The following is a 16,916-nucleotide window of genomic DNA, read 5'->3' as shown; positions in this document are numbered from 1 at the left end:
GCGCCAAGAATCTGAGATCGGAAGGAAACCACAATGAGTGCAGTACTTGACCACCACGACGCGCACGGTCACGACCACCACGATGACCACCATGCCCCCAAGGGCTGGCGTCGCTGGGTGTTCGCCACCAACCACAAAGACATCGGCACGCTCTACCTGCTGTTCGCCTTTGCGATGCTGATGATCGGCGGCGTGCTCGCGCTGCTGATCCGTGCCGAGCTGTTCCAGCCCGGCCTGCAACTGGTGAACCCGCAGCTGTTCAACCAGCTCACCACCATGCACGGCCTGATCATGGTGTTCGGCGCCATCATGCCGGCCTTCGTGGGCTTCGCGAACTGGATGATCCCGCTGCAGATCGGCGCCTCCGACATGGCCTTTGCCCGCATGAACAACTTCAGCTTCTGGCTGATGATTCCTGCGGGTCTGATGCTGGTGGCCTCGTTCTTCATGCCTGGCGGCGCACCCGCCGCCGGCTGGACGCTGTACGCGCCGCTGACCCTGCAGATGGGCCCGTCCATGGACGCGGGCATCTTCGCGATGCACATCCTGGGCGCTTCCTCCATCATGGGCTCGATCAACATCATCGTCACCATCCTCAACATGCGCGCCCCGGGCATGACGCTGATGAAGATGCCGATGTTCTGCTGGACCTGGCTGATCACCGCCTACCTGCTGATCGCTGTGATGCCCGTGCTGGCCGGCGCCATCACCATGACGCTGACCGATCGCCACTTCGGCACCAGCTTCTTCAACCCCGCCGGCGGCGGCGACCCGGTGATGTACCAGCACATCTTCTGGTTTTTCGGCCACCCCGAGGTGTACATCATGATCTTGCCGGCCTTCGGCATCATCAGCCAGATCGTGCCGGCCTTCAGCCGCAAGAAGCTGTTCGGTTACGCCTCCATGGTGTACGCCACCGGCTCCATCGCCATCCTGTCGTTTGTCGTGTGGGCACACCACATGTTCACCACCGGCATGCCCGTCACCGGCCAGCTGTTCTTCATGTACAGCACCATGCTGATTGCGGTGCCCACGGGCGTGAAGATCTTCAACTGGATCGCCACCATGTGGAAGGGTTCGATGACCTTTGAGACCCCCATGCTGTGGGCCGTGGGTTTCATCTTCGTGTTCACCGTGGGTGGCTTCACCGGCCTGATCCTGTCGATGGCGCCCATCGACATTCAGATGCAGGACACCTACTACGTGGTGGCCCACTTCCACTACGTGCTGGTGGCAGGCTCGCTGTTCGCGTTGTTTGCCGGCGTGTACTACTGGGGCCCCAAGTGGACGGGCGTGATGTATTCGGAGTTCCGTGGCAAGTTCCACTTCTGGGGCTCGCTGATCACCTTCAACATCACCTTCTTCCCCATGCACTTCCTGGGTCTGGCTGGCATGCCGCGTCGCTACGCCGACTACCCCATGCAGTTTGCCGACTTCAACGCCATTGCCTCCGTCGGTGCCTTCGGCTTCGGTCTGATGCAGGTCTACTTCTTCCTGTTCGTGGTCGTGCCCATGATGCGCGGCCAAGGCGAAAAAGCTTCGCAGAAACCCTGGGAAGCCGCAGAAGGTCTGGAGTGGGAAGTGCCCTCGCCGGCCCCCTTCCACACCTTTGAAAACCCGCCGAAGCTGGACGCGACCGCCACCAAGGTGATCGGCTGATTTCCTCCCTTTGTCCTGAACACACGCCTGCGCCATGTCCACACCTGAACAGAAAAAGAGCAACCTCCGTCTGGGCCTGATCCTGGCCTCGGTGGCGGTGGTGTTTTTTGTGGGGTTTGTGGGCAAGCGCGTGCTGTTGGGCGGCTGAAGATGCGACTCCAACGCGAAAACCTCCGCATGGTGGGCAAGCTCGGGGTCATTGCCCTGGGCATGTTTGCTTTTGGCTATGCACTGGTGCCTTTGTACAAAGCCATTTGCGAAGTCACGGGCATCAACATCCTGGCGCTGTCCGAGCGCGAGGTGCCCGGTGCGAAGCTCAAGCTGCCTGCCAACACACAGGTGGATACCTCGCGCCTCATCACGGTGGAGTTCGACGTCAACACCCGTGGCCCGTGGGATTTCAAGCCTGAGCGACGTTCGATGGAAGTGCACCCTGGTCAACTTTCGACCGTGATGTACGAGTTCCAGAACATCCAGAACCGCACCATGGCGGCACAGGCCATTCCCAGCTACGCACCGCGTCAGGCCGCGCAGCATTTCAACAAGTTGGAGTGCTTCTGCTTCACGCAGTACACCCTCGCGCCGGGCGAGAAAAAAGCCTGGCCGGTGGCCTTTGTCATCGACCCGCGTCTGCCCAAGGACGTGACCACCATCACGCTGTCGTACACCTTCTTTGAGGTGGGCGGCAAAGTGCCGGCGGCGCCCGTGGCAGCCACACCCACGCAGCCTGCCCTGCCTGAAGGGCGGTCATGAGCGGGCCCGAGTCGCCAACGTCCCGCCAGCCTGGCCTGCTGTACACGCTTCGTGCGGTGCTGTGGGGTTTTCTGGGTGTGCGCCGCAAAAGTGACTACCAGCAAGACTTGGTGAAGCTCAACCCGCTGCACCTCGTGCTGGTGGGTGTGCTGGTGGCGTTTGCCTTTGTGGCCGGCTTGATGTTGCTGGTGCGCTGGGTGGTGGCCTGAACACTGCCCATCGGCCCGATCACACGAATTTCAACGTTTCCACTTATTCAAAACAAGCGAAAGTCTTAGGAGTGAGCATGTCAGCAAACGCACACGGCGCAACGCCTTACTACTTTGTCCCGGGGCCGTCGCGCCACCCGGTGATGGCCTCCATCGGCTTGTTTTTTGTCATCCTGGGCGCCGGCCAGTGGATCAACGGCGCGCAGTGGGGCGCCTACTCGGTGGCCTTCGGTTTGGCCTGGTGGGGCATCGTGCTGTACCAGTGGTTCCGTGACGCCGTGTCCGAAAGCGAAGGCGGCCTGTATGGCCACAAGATCGACCTCTCGTTCCGCTGGAGCATGAGCTGGTTCATCTTCTCCGAGGTCATGTTCTTCGGTGCCTTTTTCACCGCCCTGTGGTGGGCACGTGTGCACTCGGTGCCAGCGTTGGGTGGCATTGAAAACGCGCTCTTGTGGCCCGACTTCAAAGCCGTCTGGCCCAGTGTCCAAGCCGGTGCCACCGCATCGCCTGCCGGCATCGTCGAGCCCTTCCAGACCATGGGCCCGTTCTGGCTGCCCACCATCAACACCGCGCTGCTGCTGACCTCGGGTGTGACGCTGACCATCGCCCACCACGCGCTGCAAGCGGGCAACCGGGGCAAAACCATTGCCTTCATGTGGATGACCGTGGTCCTGGGCATCGTCTTCCTGTTCGTTCAGGGCTACGAATACGCACACGCCTACGCCGACCTCAACCTCAAGTTGTCCTCCGGCATCTTCGGTTCGACCTTCTTCATGCTCACCGGCTTCCACGGCTTCCACGTGTTCGTGGGCATGTTGATGCTGCTGTTCATCACCCTGCGTTTGCAGAAGGGCCACTTCACCAAAGACCGCCACTTCGGCTTCGAAGGCGCGGCTTGGTACTGGCACTTTGTGGACGTCGTGTGGCTGGGCCTCTACATCCTCGTCTACTGGATGTGATTTGCCTGGCTTGGCCGCAAAAAAAGCGCCTTCGGGCGCTTTTTTTGCGGCCACCGAACCAGCCGCGTTTGTCGAATGTTTGTCAGCGGCTGACGGGCAAGCCGGTGGGTTGTACCCAGCCCATCAGATAGGCCACCAGCACCAGCACAAACAGGAGCACCGAGAAGCCGATGCGAAAGGTCAGGGCACGTGCCATGTGGCGCGAGCGCGCCTGGTGGTCGCCTTCGCTGGGGCGGCGCATCATGAAGAAGAGGGCGGCCGCGAGGCTGCCGATGATGGCCACGAAGCCGACAATAGCGATCCATTTCATGTGCCCGATTATCCAATGAAGCCCATGGCCTCAGGTCGAACCCGACTCCTGCTGATCAGCGTGGCCACTGTGCTGGTGGTCGCGGTTGGCATTGCACTGGGTTTGTGGCAACTCGGTCGCGCCGATCAGAAGCTGCGCCTGGCCGATGGCATAGCGCGCCAGGGCGCTTTGGCGCCGCTGACGGCTGCCGAACTGCGCACGGCGCCACCCGAGGCACTTTGGCACCGAACCGCCCAGGTCGAGGGTGAGTGGCTGTCTGAAGCCACGGTGTTCCTCGACAACCGCCAAATGAAGGGCCGCGTGGGTTTCTTTGTGCTTACACCACTGCGTCTCGCCGACGGCCATGGCACCTTGCTTGTGCAGCGCGGCTGGACCCCCCGCCATTTCGAGGACCGCACCCGGGTGCCCGCCGTGCCAACACCGGCCGGCACGGTGTCTTTGCGGCTGCGATTGGCCCCGCCGCCGCCCAAGCTTTACGAGCTGGGTTCGGGGGAGGGCGGGGCGATCCGGCAAAATGTCGACCTTGCCGCCCTTGGGGCGGAGTTGAAGACGCCTTTGCTGCCCCTGTCGGCCCTGCAGATCAGTGCTGCCGACGATGGGCTGTTGAGAGACTGGCCACAACCGGCCACCGACGTCCACAAACACTACGGTTACGCCTTCCAGTGGTTTGGCCTCAGCGCCTTGTTTGCCCTTTTGTATGTCTGGTTCCAAATCATCGCCCCCCGCCGCCGAGCACGTGTCCAGTCAGCCGGATGAGCCCTTGGGCTTGACCGTCCATTCCATGCCCCAGCTCGACCCGGCCAGCGCCGTGTCGGCCGCCGCTTCGCGTCGCGGCCGCCTCAAGATGCTGGGTGTGCTGCTGGTGTGTGCCGCGCCGGTCATCGCCTCCTACTTCATGTACTACGTCGTGCGCCCGGAGGGCCGGCGGAACTACGGCGAACTGATCGACCCGCAACGCCCTTTGCCCGCCGTTCAAGCGTTGGGGCGTGATGGCGCCGCAGTGGCTTTGCCCACGCTGAAGGACCAGTGGCTGCTCATCAGCGTGGCCGACAGCGCGTGTGACGCCGACTGCGAACGACATCTCTACCTGCAGCGCCAGCTGCGTGAAGGGCTGGGCAAGGAAAAAGGCCGGCTCGACTGGGTTTGGTTGCGCACCGGGAACACCGCTCTGACGCCTGCGCTGATGGCGGCCACCGAGCAGGCCACGGTGCTGCAGGTGGACGAGGCCGCCCTGGGCGCCTGGCTGCAGCCCGCCCCGGGTCAGCGGCTCTCCGACCACCTCTATGTGGTCGATCCCCTGGGCAACTGGATGATGCGTTTCCCGGCCCAGGCCGACCCGGCCCAAGTGCGCCGCGACCTCGAGCGTCTGCTGCGTGCCTCGGCGTTCTGGGACAAAGAGGGCCGGCCCTGATGGACACACAAGCCCTCGTGGATCTGTCGCCCGCCGCGCGCCTGATGCTCATGGGCGTGCTGGTGGCGGTGTTGCCGCTGTGGTGGGTGTGGCGGCGCCAGCCCCACGCCACACCGGCGCAGCGCCTGCGTTTGCTGACAGTGGTCACGCTGTTCCTCACCTTCGATCTGGTGTTGTTCGGCGCCTTCACCCGCCTCACCGACTCTGGCCTGGGTTGCCCGGATTGGCCCGGTTGTTACGGCGCCGCCAGCCCCATCGGCGCCCACGCCGACATCAGCGCTGCGCAAGCGGCCATGCCCAGCGGACCGGTCACGTTCCCCAAAGCCTGGATCGAAATGATCCACCGCTACCTGGCCACCGGTGTGGGCGTGCTGATCATCGTGCTGGCGGTGCAGACTTGGCGCCAACGCCGCCAGGTGCCGGTCTCGCCGCTGTGGCCACTGTTGACGCTGGTGTGGGTGTGTGTGCAGGGCGCGTTCGGCGCGCTCACCGTCACCATGAAACTGTTTCCGGCCATCGTCACGCTGCACCTGCTGTTTGGCCTGGGCCTGCTGGCCTTGTTGCGTGCCCAGGCCGTGCAGTACGCGCGTGCCGATCAGGCCTGGCCGGTGGTGCCCATGCAGCGCAACAGCGTGTGGATGTTGTGGCTGGTGTTCGTGTTGTTGTGGCTGCAGATCGCCCTGGGCGGCTGGGTCAGCACCAACTACGCCGTGTTGGCCTGCACCGAATTCCCCATGTGCCAAGGCAGCTGGTGGCCACCCATGGACTTCGCCACCGGCTTCCAGTGGTGGCGTGAGCTGGGCATGGACCGCAGCGGTGCGGCCATTCCCTTTGCCGCCCTCACCGCCATCCACATGGCACACCGTGCCTTCGCGGTGTTGGTGATCGTGGCCCTGTGCTGGGCCGCCTGGCAGCTGTGGCGTGCCGATGCCACCCTTCGCCCCCAGGCCCGCTGGCTGGCTTTGGGTGCAGCCTGGCAGCTGGGCTCCGGCCTGAGCAACGTGGTGTTGGATTGGCCCTTGCTGGCTGCCGTGGCCCACACCGGTGGCGCTGCTGCGCTGGTGGTGGTGTTCACCGGTGCCTTGCTCTCGGTGCGTGGCCAGACACAGGTTCAACACCACCCTTCCATTTCTTCAACGACAGGACGGCCTGCATGACCACGCCCGACACCTCTGCCGCGCCGGTGATGCCCCTGCCGTCCACCTGGCGCCAGTTCAACGCGTTGACCAAGCCACGCGTCATCCAGCTCATTGTTTTTTGTGCGCTCATCGGCATGGTGTTGGCCGTGCCCGGCTTGCCCAACCTGGGCCAGCTCGGGCTGATGGCTGTGGCCTGTTTCGGTATCTGGCTGGTGGCCGGTGCGGCGGCGGCCTTCAACTGCGTGGTCGAACAGCACATCGACGCCAAGATGAAGCGCACGGCCTGGCGCCCCACGGCCAAAGGGCAGCTCAGCAACACACAGACGCTCACGTTCTCGGCGGTGTTGTGCGCCATCGGCTCCGCCATTTTGTACGTGTGGGTCAACCCGCTGACCATGTGGCTGACTTTCGCCACCTTTGTGGGTTACGCGGTCATCTACACCGTCATTCTCAAGCCGCTGACGCCACAAAACATCGTCATCGGTGGTGCATCGGGTGCCATGCCGCCCGTGTTGGGTTGGACCGCCATGACCAACATGGTGGCGCCCGAGGCACTGATCCTGTTCCTCATCATCTTCCTCTGGACGCCGCCGCACTTCTGGGCGCTGGCCTTGTACCGGGTGGAGGACTACCGCAAGTCCGGCCTGCCCATGTTGCCCGTCACGCATGGGTCCGAGTTCACGCGCCTGAACATCCTGCTCTACACCTTCATCCTGTTCGCCGCCTGCCTGTTGCCGTTTGTGCTGCGCATGAGCGGCTGGCTGTACCTGGTGGTGGCCATCGCGCTGAGCATCGGCTTCTGCGCCTACGCCTGGGCGCTGTGGCGCAACTATTCCGACGCCCTGGCGCGCAAGACCTTCCGTTTTTCGCTCATCCACCTGTCGCTGTTGTTTGCGGCACTGCTGGTCGATCACTACCTCGTATGAACCCCATGATGCTCACCCGCCGTGGCCTGTTGCTGAGCGCCGCCGCGCTGGCCGCCTGTTCGCCCGACCAGCCTTCGTTCTCTGGCATCGACATCACCGGTGCCGACTACGCGCAAGGTTTTGACCTGCCCGACCACAACGGCCAACGCCGTACCCTGGCCGACTTCAAGGGCAAGGTGGTGGTGGTGTTTTTTGGCTTCACCCAGTGCCCGGATGTGTGCCCGACCTCGATGGCAGAGCTGGCGCAGGTGAAGCAGCAGCTGGGCGCCGATGGCGACAAGCTGCAGGGCATCTTCATCACGGTGGACCCGGAGCGCGACACGGGCGAGTTGCTCAAGGCCTACATGACCAACTTCGATCCCAGCTTCCTGGCCTTGGTGCCCACGCTGGCGCAGTTGCCCGACCTGGCCAAGGCCTACAAGATTTACTACAAAAAGGTGGAGGGCAAGACGCCTACCAGCTACACCATGGACCATTCGGCCGGCAGCTACGTGTACGACGGCAGCGGCCGTGTGCGGCTGTACCACCGCTACGGCAGCCCCACCGAGGGGTTGGTGAGCGATGTGCGCGCTCTGCTGAAGGGTTAAACCCCCAGGTACTGCTCCAGCAACTGGGGTTGCGACACGAGGGTGGGCGAGTCGCCCTCGTACACCACCTCGCCCTTGACCAGGATCACGTTCTTGTCGGTGATCTGGGTCACGTGTTTCCAGTTCTTGTCCACGATGATGCTGCTGATGCCGCTCTCGCGGATCAGCGCGCAGATGCGCCAGATCTCGCGCGCAATAAGTGGCGCCAGGCCCTCGGTGGCCTCATCGAGGATGAGCAGGTCGGGGTTGGTCATCAGCGCGCGGCCGATGGTCAGCATCTGCTGCTCGCCGCCGGAGAGTTGTTGTCCGCCGTGGCCCAGCCTCTCTTTGAGGCGAGGAAACGTCTCCAGCACACGTTCGTAGGTCCATTCGCGCTGTCCCTGCGTGCCAGCACGCGCTGCCATCTGCAGGTTTTCTTTCACGCTCAGGTTGCCGAAGATGCCGCGGCCTTCGGGCACGTAGGCAAGCCCCAAGCGGGCCACCTCAAACGGCGCCGCACCGGTCATGTCCTGCCCTTTGATGTGGACCTGACCGCTGCTGGGTTTGACCAGGCCCATGAGGCTTTTGAGCAGCGTGCTTTTGCCCATGCCGTTGCGCCCCATCAGGCCAATGGTCTGGCCGGGCAAGACCTCAAAATCGATACCACGCAGGATGTGGCTCTGGCCGTAGTGGGTGTTCAGACCCGTCGCATGCACGAGGGTGGTGGTAACGCGGCTCATCAGTGTTCTTCCCCGAGATAGGCGGCTTGCACGGCGGTGTCGGCGCGTACTTCGGACGGCGTGCCGCTGGCGATCACCTGGCCGTTGACCATCACCGTCAAACGGTCGGCCAACGCAAACACCGCGTCCATGTCGTGTTCGACCAGGCACATGGCGTGGCCCTTCTTGAGCTTGAGCAGCAGCTCCACCATGCGCTCGGCCTCGGCCTGGCCCATGCCGGCCAGGGGCTCGTCCAGCAGCAGCACCTGGGGCTCGGTCGCCAACGTCATGGCGATTTCAAGCTGGCGTTGTTCACCGTGGCTGATGGTGGCCGCGATGGTGTTCGTGCGCGATGTCAGGCCAGCGAGTTCGATGGCGCGCTCGCAACTCGCGTTGGTGGTGGCTTGCGCATCGGCGCGGGTGAACCACTGCGCCGGGTTCCACGGCGCGTACCGGCGGCGCGACTGCGCGGCCAGGCGCACGTTGTCCCACACCGTGAAGCTGCTGAAGATGTTGGTCTTCTGGTAGCTGCGGCCCAGACCACGCTGCGACTTGGCTTCGGGGCTGTGTCGGGTGGTGTCGATGCCGCCCAGCGTGACGGTGCCGGCGGTGGGCAGGATGTCGCCCGAGAGCAGGTTGGTCAGTGTGGATTTGCCCGCGCCGTTGGGACCGATGACGGCGTGGATGCGATCGCGCCAGAGGTCGAGGTTGACACCGTTGACGGCGGCCAGCCCGCCAAAACGTTTGGTCAGCTCGCGCGCGCTCAGCAGCACTTCGGGCGTGCCAGATGGTGTGGTCGGGGTGGCGCTCATTTCGCGTCCTCCTTCTGGCGCACCAGCAGGCCCAGCAGGCCACGCGGCGCAAACACCACCACCAGCACGATGAAGCTGCCCATCAGCAGCTGCCAATGTTTGGTGATGTCCTTGAACAGGTGCAGGGTGTATTCGAAGGCAAAGGCGCCCACGATGGCGCCGGCAAAGTTGCCCATGCCGCCCAGGATGACCATCATGATGGCGTGTGCGCTCATGTGGAAACCCATCAGCTCGGGGTTGACGTAGCCGGTTTGTGCGGCCCACAAATAGCCCGCAATGCCCGCCAGGCCACCGGCCAGAGTGAAGGCGGTGAGCTTGTAGCCATACGTGCCATAGCCCACGGCGCGCATGCGGTGTTCGTTGGCGCGTATGCCGGCCAGCGCACGGCCAAAGGGCGAAAACAGCAGCCGGCGCAGGAACAGGTAGACGCCCACCAGCACCAGCAACGTCAGGTAGAAGAAGGTGGCCTTGTTCTCCAGGTCGATGCCGTCCCAGCCCGCGATGGACGCGTGCGGTTTGAAGTTGACGTAGATGCCGTCGGAGCCGCCCAGTGCCTTGTTGTCGAAGAACAAGAAAAACACCATCTGGGCGAAGGCCATCGTCACCATGATGAAGTAAATGCCGTGGGTGCGCACCACGAAGAAGCCGATCACCAGCGCGGCCAGCGCAGCGCCCAGTGCGGCGAGTGGCAGCGACCACCACAGGGCGATGGGCGTGTCCGCCGGTGTGATGAAGGCCAGCGCGTAACCCGCCAGACCAAAGTAGGCCGCATGGCCCAGCGACACCAGACCGGTGACGCCTTGGAGCAGGTCCAGGCTCATCGCGAAGATGGCCAGGATCATCATCTGCGTGAGCATTTGCAGGTAGAAATCGCGCCCTTCCATGGGCACGAGTGGGACGGCGGCCAGGGCCAGACCACCCAGCATCAGGGCGATGTGGAGGGCGCGCGGCAGGCGCTCCAGCGGGGCTTTGGAAGATGCACTCATGTTGTCCCCGAGCTCAATGTTTGAACAAGCCTTCGGGCTTGTAGAGCAGCACTGCGGCCATCACCATGTAGACCAGCATGCCGGCCACCTGCGGCAGCAGCACCTTGCCGAACGTGTCCACCAGCCCCACCAGCAGCGAGGCCACCAGCGCCCCGCGCACCGAGCCGATGCCACCAATCACCACCACCACAAAACACATGATGAGCACGGTGCTGCCCATGTTGGGGTAGACGCTGGAGATGGGCGCGGCGATCATGCCGGCCACCGAGGCCAGGCCCACGCCGATGGCGAACACGATGCCGTGGATCAGGCGGATGTTGATGCCCAGGGCTTCGGTCATATCGTGGTTGAAGGCGCCGGCGCGGATCTTCATGCCCAGGCGGGTTTTGGAGATCAGCAGGTACAGGGCCAGGGCCAGCAGCACACAAATGCCCGACATCACCAGCCGGTAGACCGGGTAGGACAGGTTGTCGGTCAGCGGGATGGCCCAGTCGAGCGAGGCCGGCATTTGCACGGCGTGCACGTCGTCGCCCCACAAGAGCGAGCGCAGTTCTTCAAAGATGTAGATCAGGCCAAAGGTCAGCAGCACCTGGTCAAGGTGGTCGCGGTGGTAGAAGTGCCGGAACAGCACCCACTCCAGCGCCCAGCCCAGCGCCACCGACAACACCGCGCCGACCACGATGGCCACGAACAGGTTGCCGAACAGCGCTGACATGGACCAGGCCATGTAGGCGCCGATCATGTAGAAGCTGCCATGGGCCAGGTTGACCACGCCCATGATGCCGAAGATCAGCGTCAGGCCAGCGGCCAGCATGAAGAGCAACAGGCCGTATTGCAGGCCGTTGAGCAGTTGGATGAGGAAGTTGGCGAGGTCCATGGCGCTCAAAAAAAACGGCGGGGTCAACCGCCGTTGGTGGGCACGGGGTGGGGCGGTGGCGCAGTGTGTGCAACCCAGGATGCCGCGGGTCCGGGTTTCCCGGCCCGCAGGCATCGCCCCCTTTGGGGGTGACGCCGCAGGCGGCGCGGGGGTTAACCCATTCTGCAGCCGGTGGCGGGGTCGGCCACGGCTTTTTGTGCGATGCCAATGACCTTGTTTTCCTTGTTCTCGACCTTGCGCAGGTACATGTCCTGCACCGGGTTGTGCGCCTTGCTCATGGTCCACTTGCCGCGCGGGCTGTCGATGGTGGCGCCTTCCATGGCGGCGTACAACGCTTTCTTGTTGGCCAGGTCGCCCTTGACCGCGTTGGCGCCCTTGATGAGCAGCAAGCCGGTGTCGTAGCCCTGCACCGCGTACACATCGGGCTGCAGCTTGAAGGTTTTGGCGTAGTCCAGGCGGAATTTCTTGTTGGCCGGTGTGTCCAGCGCATCGCTGTAGTGCATGGTGGTCAACACGCCGTTGGCAGCGTCACCGGCGGCCTCCAGCACACCTTCGGTGAGGAAACCCGAGCCGTAGAGCTGGATGTTCTTGTTCAGGCCGGCGGCGGCAAAGTCGCGCAGGAACTTGGCCGCACCGCCGCCCGCAAAGAAGCAGGCCACAGCGTCGGGCTTGAGCGAGGCGATTTCGGTCAGCAGCGCCTGGAACTCCACGTTGGGGAAGGGCAGGCCCAGCTTCTTGATGATGGTGCCACCGGCCTCGGTGTAACTCTTCTCGAAGCCTTCAAAGGCCTCGTCGCCGGCCGCGTAGTTCCAGGTGATCCAGACCGCCTTTTTGTGGCCACGTTCAACCATGGCCTTGCCCAGCGCCAGCGTGGGCTGCGAGTTGCTGAACGACGTGCGGAACACGTTGGGCGCACATTGTGCGCGGGTGGCGATGTGCACGCCGGCGTTGGGGATGAGGTTGAGCACACCGGTGTCGCGCGCCACCTTGTGGATGCCCATTTGCACGCCCGAGTGCACCGTGCCCACCAGCACATCCACCTTGTCGCGCTCCACCAGGCGGCTGGCGTTTTCAATGCCCTTGGCGGGGTTGGACTCGTCGTCCACCTTGAAGAACTCCACCTCGCGGCCGCCCAGCTTGCCCCCTTGTTCGTTGAGCGCCATGCGGAAGCCGTTTTCGATGGCCACACCCAGCTGCGCAAAGGTGCCGGTGTAGGGCAGCATGAAACCCACGCGCACCTTGCCCGACTGGGCGCGGACGATTTCGGGCAGCAGCAGGCCGGAGGAGGCGGCGCCGATGATGGCGGCGCTGCGGGTCAAAACGAGTCGGCGGTTGGCCATGGTTGTCTCCTGTTGTGGTGCCGGGTGGCAAAAACATGCGGTTTAATTCATCTCGCGTTGTGCAATATAGTGCAGCTTGCGCCAAGGGTCAGCAGGGATAACCCTTGAACACTGTCAAATGTTCGCATGGTTTGGTGAGCTTGCGCCTGTGAATGTGGTCACCAGGTCCAGCAAGCGCTCGGTTTGGTCCTTGTGGGGCGAATGGCCGCAGCTTGCAAACACTTCCACGGTGGTGTGTGGTGCGGCTGCCGCGATGCCGAACACCTGCTGCAGCGTGCCGTATTCGTCGTCTTGGCCCTGCACCGCCAGCACCGGGCAGGTGAGGGCGGGCAGCATCGCCTCGATGGACCAGTCGCGAAACGCGGGCGACAGCCACACGTCGTTCCAGCCCCAGAAGGCGGAATCCGGGTCGCGGTGGTGGCGGGCCAGGCGCTCGCGCAGGTCGGTGGTCTGGTAGGCCTCGCGCGCCTGCGCGATGCTGGCCACCGAGACGTCTTCCACCATGATGTGCGGGGCCAGCACCACCAGCCCCGCCACGCTGTCCGTGTGATGTGCCGCGTGGATCAGGGCGATGGAGCCGCCGTCGCTGTGGCCGAGCAGCCAGAGCGGGCGGCGTGTGCCGTCCACGCCCAGCGCCTGCAAGAGCGCGGGCAAGACCTCCAGCGCCTGGCGCTCCAGAAAGTCCGGCGGCAGCGGCTCATCCAGCGGGCGGGGTGTGGACTGGCCGTAACCCGGCCGCGAGTACACCAGCCCTTGCCAGCCCAGGCGCTCGCACAACCGGGAGGGGAAGTCGCGCCACATCGACACCGAGCCCAGGCCTTCGTGCAGAAACACCAGCAACGGGCCGTTGCTCGGTCCTGCTTCTATCCACTGGTGTTCGATGGCCACCGGGCGGCCCGCCCAGGCCATCGAACAGAACTGGGGGGCGCGTGCGGTCATGCCTGTTTTTCGCGCTCGCGCAACCGGAAGCGCTGGATTTTGCCGGTGGCGGTCTTGGGCAAGTCGCTCACGAACTCGATCTGGCGCGGGTACTTGTAGGGCGCGAGCTTGTCTTTGACGAAGGCCTTGAGTTCGTCTTCCGTCACGGGCTGTTTGCCGGTGAGCACCACAAAGGCCTTGGTCTTGACCAGGCCGTCGGCATCGTTCACGCCGATGACGGCGGCCTCCAGCACAGCGGGGTGCTGCACCAGCGTGGCCTCCACCTCGAAGGGCGAGACGTAGATGCCACTGACCTTGAGCATGTCGTCGCTGCGCCCGCCGTAGGTGTAGCTGCCGTCGCTGTTGCGCACGTATTTGTCGCCACTTTTGGTCCAGCCGCCCTGGAAGGTTTCGCGGGTTTTTTCACGGTTGCCCCAGTACATCATGGCCGCCGACGGGCCGTGGATGTAGAGGTCGCCCGGCTCGCCGTCGGGCACCGGGCCACCGTCATCGCCACGCAGCTCGATCTCGTAACCCGGCACCGGCCAGCCGGTGGTGCCGTAGCGCACGCGGTCGGGGCGGTTGGACAGGAAGATGTGCAGCATTTCCGTGGAGCCGATGCCGTCCACGATGTCGATGCCAAAGTGGCGCTTGAAGCGTTCCCCCAGTTCGGCCGGCAAGGCCTCACCGGCGGAGGACACCAGGCGCAACGCCACCTCGCTGGCGGCCGGCAGCTGTGCGTTCGCCAGCATGCCGGCAAAGCCGGTGGGGGCGCCGTAAAACACCGTGGGCTTGACCCCGCCCACACCACCGGTCCAACGCTTGAAGGTGGCCTCGGGTGTGGGGCGCTCGGCCATCAGCAAGGTGGTGGCGCCCACCGCCATGGGGAAGGTCAGCGCATTGCCCAGGCCGTAGGCAAAAAACAGCTTGGCGGCTGAAAAACAGACGTCGTTTTCGGTGAGCTGAAGCACGCGTTTGCCGTACAGCTCGCCGGTCCAGTAGGGGTTGCCGTGCGAGTGCACCGTGCCCTTGGGCCGGCCGGTGGAGCCGGACGAGTAGAGCCAGAAGCCGGGGTCGTCGGGCGAGGTGGGGGCAGGCTTGGCGGCGGGTGTGTGGGCGGCGACGAAGGCCGCCATGTCCACCTCGGCCGGGTGCAGCGGCGCGGCTGGCCGCGAGACGATGACCTTTTTCACCTCGTGGTCGCTTTTGACCATGGCTGAGGTCAACACGGGCAGCAGCGCGCCCGACACCAGGGCCGCCTGCGCGCGCGAATGCTCCAGCATGTACGCGTAGTCGTCGGCGGTGAGCAGGGTGTTGACGGCCACCGGCACCACACCCGCGTACAGCGCGCCCAAAAAGGCCACGGGCCAATCGTTGTTGTCGTGCATGAGCAGCAGCACGCGCTCTTCGCGGCGCAGGCCCAGGGCCAGCAGGCCGTTGGCCACGCGGCGCACGCGCTCGAACAGCGCGCCGTAGGTCAGGCCGCCTTGGTCGTCGATGAACGCGGTCTTGTCCAGGCGCGCTGCGTTGCACTCGATGAGGTGTTGTGCAAAGTTGAAGCTGCTGCCGGGTGCGGGCACGTCAAGCGTTGTGTTGTCCATGGTTGTCTCCTCTTTTTTTGGTGCTTCAGGCTTTGGCGGTTGCCGGGGCCACGCCCGCCCCCAGCACCGCCGTGCTGGCCTGGATGGCGCTGCGCTGGTGGTAGAAGCGCAGCGCGCGCAGGCCACCCAGCTCCTCGCCCCCACCGGCCCGGCCGGGGCCGCCGTGTTGCGACTGTGGCATCACATTGCCGTGGCCGGTGTGTGCCGCCTTCACGTCGGGGCTGATCACATGCACACGGCCATGGCTGTCTGCCAGGGCCAGTGCGATGCGGGCCAGGTCGTCGGCTTGTGTGCCGTACACCGACGCCACCAGCGAACCCTGCCCTCGGCGCACCAGCGCCAGCGCATGGGCTTCGTCGCGGTAGGGCATGAGGGTGGCCACCGGGCCAAACACCTCCACGTCGTGCACCACGGGGTGGTTGTCGGGGTTGCGCGCGCCCAACAAGGTGGGGCCCACGCAGCAGGCCTGCGCCGGGTCGGCGTCCACCAGTGGCAGGGTATTGCCGTCAAACAAGACCTCGGTGTGGGCTTTGAGCGCTTGCAGGCCTTCTTGCACGGCATTGAACTGGGCCCGGCTCACCACCGCGCCCATGCGCACGGCTTCATTGCGCGGGTTGCCCACGGTGGTGCTGGCCAGCCGCGCCGCGATGGCGCTGGCGGCGCTGTCGAACAAGGCTTCTGGCACAAAGATGCGGCGGATGGCGGTGCACTTCTGGCCCGACTTGACCGTCATCTCGCGCACCACCTCTTTCACCAGCAGGTCCAGCGCTTCGGCATTGGCTTCGCCGGGCGCGAGCAGGGCCGAGTTCACGCTGTCCGCCTCGATGTTGACGCGCACCGAACGTTGCACCACCGCCGGGTGCGAGCGGATGACGGCGGCGGTGTCGGCCGAGCCGGTGAAAGACACCACGTCAAAGGCCTGCAATTGGTCCATGAGCCCGCTGGCGCTGCCACAAATGACGGACAACGCACCGGCGGGCAGGATGCCGGCATTGACCACGTCCTGCACCATGCGTTGGGTGAGCCAGGCGGTGGCGGTAGCAGGTTTGACGATGACAGGCGCACCCGAGAGCAGGGCGGGCGCTGCCTTTTCCCACAGACCCCAGCTGGGGAAGTTGAAGGCGTTGATGAACAGGGCCACGCCGCGCGTGGGCACCGCCACGTGTTGCGACTGGAACAGGGGGTCTTTGCCCAGCCGTGCCGCATCGCCTTCGGTGAGGTGGAACACGTCGCCCAGGCCATCGCCCAACTTGGCGTAGACGCCCACGGTGTAGATGCCACCGTCCACATCCACCGCCGTGTCGGCCTTGACGGTGCCGCTGTTGGCCACTGAGATCGCTTCGTAGTCGGCGCGGTTGGCCTGCAGCACCTGGGCCACCTGGGCCAGCAAGGCGGCGCGCTGGCGGTAGGTGAGCGCGCGCAGCGCCTGGCCACCCACTTCGCGGGCAAAGCGGAAGGCTTCGGGCAGGTCCAGACCGGTGGCATCTACGCGGGCCAGTTCGGTGCCGAGGATGGGATCAAACAAGGGGGTGCCGGCGCCGGTGCCGTGGATCCATTGGCCGCCCACGAAGTTGGGCAGCAGGGGGGATGAGGTGGTCAAGGTGAGATCCTTTGAGAGAGATGAACTTCAGTATTCGATAGCGCCACAGCGTATGAGGCAACCCAGCCGGGGATGCCGCCGGGCCGGCTTCGCCGGACGGCTGGCATCGCCCCCTGGGGTGGGACGCCGAA

Annotated in this window: 19 protein-coding genes; 10 read left to right on the top strand and 9 right to left on the bottom strand. The window is 64.6% G+C overall.

Going from position 1 to position 16,916, the window contains the following annotated elements:
* The first annotated feature begins 33 nt into the window (after window positions 1–33).
* The 5 genes from ctaD (at window position 34) to ACFQPB_RS06915 (ending at window position 3,580) form a co-directional block, all read left to right on the top strand.
* The gene (ctaD, locus tag ACFQPB_RS06935; RefSeq protein ID WP_382221124.1) at window positions 34–1,659 is read left to right on the top strand and encodes a cytochrome c oxidase subunit I; all 1,626 of its coding nucleotides are present in this window, start codon (window positions 34–36) and stop codon (window positions 1,657–1,659) included.
* Window positions 1,660–1,693: 34 nt separating this feature from the next.
* Entirely contained in the window at window positions 1,694–1,807 is a 114-nt protein-coding gene (locus tag ACFQPB_RS06930) for a cytochrome oxidase small assembly protein (protein WP_382203021.1), read from the top strand.
* A 2-nt stretch (window positions 1,808–1,809) separates the two neighbouring features.
* A complete protein-coding gene (locus tag ACFQPB_RS06925) occupies window positions 1,810–2,412 on the top strand; it encodes a cytochrome c oxidase assembly protein (RefSeq protein WP_382203020.1) in 603 nt (200 codons plus the stop codon).
* Window positions 2,409–2,621: a DUF2970 domain-containing protein gene (locus ACFQPB_RS06920; RefSeq protein ID WP_382221121.1), complete on the top strand. Its 213-nt coding sequence runs from the start codon at window positions 2,409–2,411 to the stop codon at window positions 2,619–2,621. The genes ACFQPB_RS06925 and ACFQPB_RS06920 overlap by 4 nt, the downstream gene beginning before the upstream one ends.
* A gap of 77 nt (window positions 2,622–2,698) precedes the next feature.
* The gene (locus ACFQPB_RS06915) at window positions 2,699–3,580 is read left to right on the top strand and encodes a cytochrome c oxidase subunit 3 (RefSeq protein ID WP_382203018.1); all 882 of its coding nucleotides are present in this window, start codon (window positions 2,699–2,701) and stop codon (window positions 3,578–3,580) included.
* A gap of 82 nt (window positions 3,581–3,662) precedes the next feature.
* Here ACFQPB_RS06915 and ACFQPB_RS06910 read toward each other — a convergent pair whose 3' ends face one another.
* Window positions 3,663–3,890: a twin transmembrane helix small protein gene (locus ACFQPB_RS06910; protein WP_382221118.1), complete on the bottom strand. Its 228-nt coding sequence runs from the start codon at window positions 3,888–3,890 to the stop codon at window positions 3,663–3,665.
* Window positions 3,891–3,914: 24 nt separating this feature from the next.
* Between ACFQPB_RS06910 and ACFQPB_RS06905 the strand changes: the two genes are divergently transcribed.
* From ACFQPB_RS06905 to ACFQPB_RS06885, 5 genes are read left to right on the top strand one after another with little or no spacing between them, the layout of a single operon-like run.
* On the top strand, window positions 3,915–4,646 hold the full coding sequence (locus ACFQPB_RS06905) for an SURF1 family protein (RefSeq protein ID WP_382221115.1): 732 nt from the start codon (window positions 3,915–3,917) through the stop codon (window positions 4,644–4,646).
* Entirely contained in the window at window positions 4,588–5,301 is a 714-nt protein-coding gene (locus ACFQPB_RS06900; protein ID WP_382221113.1) for an SCO family protein, read from the top strand. The genes ACFQPB_RS06905 and ACFQPB_RS06900 overlap by 59 nt, the downstream gene beginning before the upstream one ends.
* Window positions 5,301–6,458, top strand: a complete 1,158-nt coding sequence (locus tag ACFQPB_RS06895) for a COX15/CtaA family protein (protein ID WP_382221110.1) — start codon at window positions 5,301–5,303, stop codon at window positions 6,456–6,458. Before ACFQPB_RS06900 ends, ACFQPB_RS06895 begins: the two co-directional genes overlap by 1 nt.
* Entirely contained in the window at window positions 6,455–7,366 is a 912-nt protein-coding gene (gene cyoE, locus ACFQPB_RS06890; protein WP_382221107.1) for a heme o synthase, read from the top strand. Before ACFQPB_RS06895 ends, cyoE begins: the two co-directional genes overlap by 4 nt.
* Window positions 7,367–7,371: 5 nt before the next feature.
* Window positions 7,372–7,953, top strand: coding sequence for an SCO family protein (locus tag ACFQPB_RS06885; RefSeq protein ID WP_382203043.1), 582 nt, complete (start codon window positions 7,372–7,374; stop codon window positions 7,951–7,953).
* Here the strand turns inward: ACFQPB_RS06885 and ACFQPB_RS06880 are convergent.
* From ACFQPB_RS06880 to ACFQPB_RS06845, 8 genes are all read right to left on the bottom strand, one after another.
* Window positions 7,950–8,672 (bottom strand): ABC transporter ATP-binding protein, encoded by a 723-nt coding sequence (locus ACFQPB_RS06880; protein WP_382221104.1) that lies wholly within the window; start codon window positions 8,670–8,672, stop codon window positions 7,950–7,952. The two genes, ACFQPB_RS06885 and ACFQPB_RS06880, sit on opposite strands and share 4 nt — an antisense overlap.
* On the bottom strand, window positions 8,672–9,463 hold the full coding sequence (locus ACFQPB_RS06875) for an ABC transporter ATP-binding protein (protein ID WP_382221101.1): 792 nt from the start codon (window positions 9,461–9,463) through the stop codon (window positions 8,672–8,674). Before ACFQPB_RS06875 ends, ACFQPB_RS06880 begins: the two co-directional genes overlap by 1 nt.
* Window positions 9,460–10,449: a branched-chain amino acid ABC transporter permease gene (locus ACFQPB_RS06870; protein ID WP_382221099.1), complete on the bottom strand. Its 990-nt coding sequence runs from the start codon at window positions 10,447–10,449 to the stop codon at window positions 9,460–9,462. The genes ACFQPB_RS06875 and ACFQPB_RS06870 overlap by 4 nt, the downstream gene beginning before the upstream one ends.
* 13 nt (window positions 10,450–10,462) lie before the next feature.
* Entirely contained in the window at window positions 10,463–11,326 is an 864-nt protein-coding gene (locus ACFQPB_RS06865; RefSeq protein WP_382203009.1) for a branched-chain amino acid ABC transporter permease, read from the bottom strand.
* A 152-nt stretch (window positions 11,327–11,478) separates the two neighbouring features.
* Entirely contained in the window at window positions 11,479–12,666 is a 1,188-nt protein-coding gene (locus ACFQPB_RS06860; protein ID WP_382221096.1) for an ABC transporter substrate-binding protein, read from the bottom strand.
* 114 nt (window positions 12,667–12,780) lie between these two features.
* Window positions 12,781–13,605: an alpha/beta fold hydrolase gene (locus tag ACFQPB_RS06855; protein ID WP_382221093.1), complete on the bottom strand. Its 825-nt coding sequence runs from the start codon at window positions 13,603–13,605 to the stop codon at window positions 12,781–12,783.
* The gene (locus tag ACFQPB_RS06850; protein ID WP_382221089.1) at window positions 13,602–15,185 is read right to left on the bottom strand and encodes a benzoate-CoA ligase family protein; all 1,584 of its coding nucleotides are present in this window, start codon (window positions 15,183–15,185) and stop codon (window positions 13,602–13,604) included. The genes ACFQPB_RS06855 and ACFQPB_RS06850 overlap by 4 nt, the downstream gene beginning before the upstream one ends.
* Before the next feature lie 25 nt (window positions 15,186–15,210).
* A complete protein-coding gene (locus ACFQPB_RS06845) occupies window positions 15,211–16,785 on the bottom strand; it encodes a 3,4-dehydroadipyl-CoA semialdehyde dehydrogenase (protein ID WP_382221086.1) in 1,575 nt (524 codons plus the stop codon).
* Between the last annotated feature and the right edge of the window lie 131 nt (window positions 16,786–16,916).

The organism is Hydrogenophaga atypica (assembly GCF_042665215.1).
In the GTDB taxonomy this organism is placed as follows: Bacteria; Pseudomonadota; Gammaproteobacteria; order Burkholderiales; family Burkholderiaceae_C; genus Hydrogenophaga; species Hydrogenophaga defluvii_A.
Note: the sequence above shows the minus strand (reverse complement) of the source record. Positions and strands in the feature narration are given on the sequence as shown.

What these genes read in the sequence shown, in the direction of transcription:
- ctaD (WP_382221124.1), top strand. Translation starts at nt 34, where the DNA reads ATGAGTGCAGTACTTGACCACCACGACGCGCACGGTCACGACCACCAC.
- ACFQPB_RS06930 (WP_382203021.1), top strand. Translation starts at nt 1,694, where the DNA reads ATGTCCACACCTGAACAGAAAAAGAGCAACCTCCGTCTGGGCCTGATC.
- ACFQPB_RS06925 (WP_382203020.1), top strand. Translation starts at nt 1,810, where the DNA reads ATGCGACTCCAACGCGAAAACCTCCGCATGGTGGGCAAGCTCGGGGTC.
- ACFQPB_RS06920 (WP_382221121.1), top strand. Translation starts at nt 2,409, where the DNA reads ATGAGCGGGCCCGAGTCGCCAACGTCCCGCCAGCCTGGCCTGCTGTAC.
- ACFQPB_RS06915 (WP_382203018.1), top strand. Translation starts at nt 2,699, where the DNA reads ATGTCAGCAAACGCACACGGCGCAACGCCTTACTACTTTGTCCCGGGG.
- ACFQPB_RS06910 (WP_382221118.1), bottom strand. Translation starts at nt 3,890, where the DNA reads ATGAAATGGATCGCTATTGTCGGCTTCGTGGCCATCATCGGCAGCCTC.
- ACFQPB_RS06905 (WP_382221115.1), top strand. Translation starts at nt 3,915, where the DNA reads ATGGCCTCAGGTCGAACCCGACTCCTGCTGATCAGCGTGGCCACTGTG.
- ACFQPB_RS06900 (WP_382221113.1), top strand. Translation starts at nt 4,588, where the DNA reads ATGTCTGGTTCCAAATCATCGCCCCCCGCCGCCGAGCACGTGTCCAGT.
- ACFQPB_RS06895 (WP_382221110.1), top strand. Translation starts at nt 5,301, where the DNA reads ATGGACACACAAGCCCTCGTGGATCTGTCGCCCGCCGCGCGCCTGATG.
- cyoE (WP_382221107.1), top strand. Translation starts at nt 6,455, where the DNA reads ATGACCACGCCCGACACCTCTGCCGCGCCGGTGATGCCCCTGCCGTCC.
- ACFQPB_RS06885 (WP_382203043.1), top strand. Translation starts at nt 7,372, where the DNA reads ATGATGCTCACCCGCCGTGGCCTGTTGCTGAGCGCCGCCGCGCTGGCC.
- ACFQPB_RS06880 (WP_382221104.1), bottom strand. Translation starts at nt 8,672, where the DNA reads ATGAGCCGCGTTACCACCACCCTCGTGCATGCGACGGGTCTGAACACC.
- ACFQPB_RS06875 (WP_382221101.1), bottom strand. Translation starts at nt 9,463, where the DNA reads ATGAGCGCCACCCCGACCACACCATCTGGCACGCCCGAAGTGCTGCTG.
- ACFQPB_RS06870 (WP_382221099.1), bottom strand. Translation starts at nt 10,449, where the DNA reads ATGAGTGCATCTTCCAAAGCCCCGCTGGAGCGCCTGCCGCGCGCCCTC.
- ACFQPB_RS06865 (WP_382203009.1), bottom strand. Translation starts at nt 11,326, where the DNA reads ATGGACCTCGCCAACTTCCTCATCCAACTGCTCAACGGCCTGCAATAC.
- ACFQPB_RS06860 (WP_382221096.1), bottom strand. Translation starts at nt 12,666, where the DNA reads ATGGCCAACCGCCGACTCGTTTTGACCCGCAGCGCCGCCATCATCGGC.
- ACFQPB_RS06855 (WP_382221093.1), bottom strand. Translation starts at nt 13,605, where the DNA reads ATGACCGCACGCGCCCCCCAGTTCTGTTCGATGGCCTGGGCGGGCCGC.
- ACFQPB_RS06850 (WP_382221089.1), bottom strand. Translation starts at nt 15,185, where the DNA reads ATGGACAACACAACGCTTGACGTGCCCGCACCCGGCAGCAGCTTCAAC.